The following is a 1,206-nucleotide window of genomic DNA, read 5'->3' as shown; positions in this document are numbered from 1 at the left end:
AATACAACCCAGGTTGGGAATCAGGCTCTATGAAAACCTTAGCCGCTCATGGATTAGCAGGCGGTATCGTGCAAGACAGAATGGGCGGTAGTTTTGGTGCTGGTTTCTTATCAGGTTCACTTGGCTCCTACCTTGGATCATCAAGACATTCAAAGAATATGTTTGAGATGATTGGCAATACTGTTAGAGATGCGGTCGTTGGTGGCACCATCTCGGTGATTGGCGGTGGTAAATTCGCAAACGGGGCGCAGACGGGGGCGTTTAGGTATTTGTTTAATGATTCCTTTGATCATCTAATTTCTAAAGGGTCACATGATTACGAAAGAACATCTTCAGTTGTGTGTTCTACGAGTTCTCAAGGTTGCTCAATTAAAAATGTTGCGCTTCAAGTGCAGAAGGTAGGTGCATTTCCCAACCAAAAGAGTGCAGTTTTAAACAATGGCACTGCACAGCTTTTTGATGTAGCCCTACTCCCTTTAAATTCAGACGATATTTTTTCAATTCCAACATCTACAGGAGTTGTCAATGTAACATTACCCAATCATGTACTCTATCCTGGGGTAGTAACAAGGGATGCAGTTTTAATTAATAATTCTATATATATTAGAACTCAGGGTTCTGGGAGAGGGTATTGGGGTGGTATAAATAATTTTTTGAAAGATAATGTATGGTCTCCTATAGATCAAAAAGTAATTAATAAATTTAGATAAATGGAAGAAATTGCAAATTTTTTAATATCTAAGATATTTGATTCTGTAATTTTTATAGATTCTTTAGGTCGTGGTATGAGTATTCTATTGGTAGGATTATTGCCAATATATATATGTGTGTATATGTACCTAAAAGGTGTATTTAAAAATAAGGTGCGCACTATTCTTTCTTTCTTTTTTTCTTTCTTTCTTAGTTTTTTTATATCTGCCTTAATTTTTATAGTATACATAGCTAGGTCTGGAATATAAATAGTCAACCCTTAAAAACCACACAACAAATTGATTTATAACAATAAAACCAACAATAACCATAGACAAATCAACCAACTTTTTCTAAAATAGCTCTTATTTTTTGGTCGTTTTTCTTAAAAATTACTAATACTATGATTAGTAGTGTTATAGGTGGCGTTTCCGCAGAATTGGGCGGAGGTAAGTTTGCGAATGGGGCAAGGAGTGCGGCTTTTGTGAGTTTGTATAATCATGGTAGTAGTGCGTA

Annotated in this window: 1 protein-coding gene; it reads left to right on the top strand. The window is 35.9% G+C overall.

The features are described from left to right. On the top strand, positions 1-710 hold a 710-nt coding region (locus BBROOKSOX_RS11285; protein ID WP_218973754.1), incomplete at its 5' end, for a hypothetical protein. Positions 711-1,206: the final 496 nt, after the last annotated feature.

The sequence above is a fragment of the bacterium endosymbiont of Bathymodiolus sp. 5 South genome (assembly GCF_900128535.1).
Taxonomy (GTDB): Bacteria; Pseudomonadota; Gammaproteobacteria; order PS1; family Pseudothioglobaceae; genus Thiodubiliella.
The sequence above is the reverse complement of the archived record's forward strand: the minus strand, read 5'-3'. Positions and strand labels throughout refer to the sequence as shown.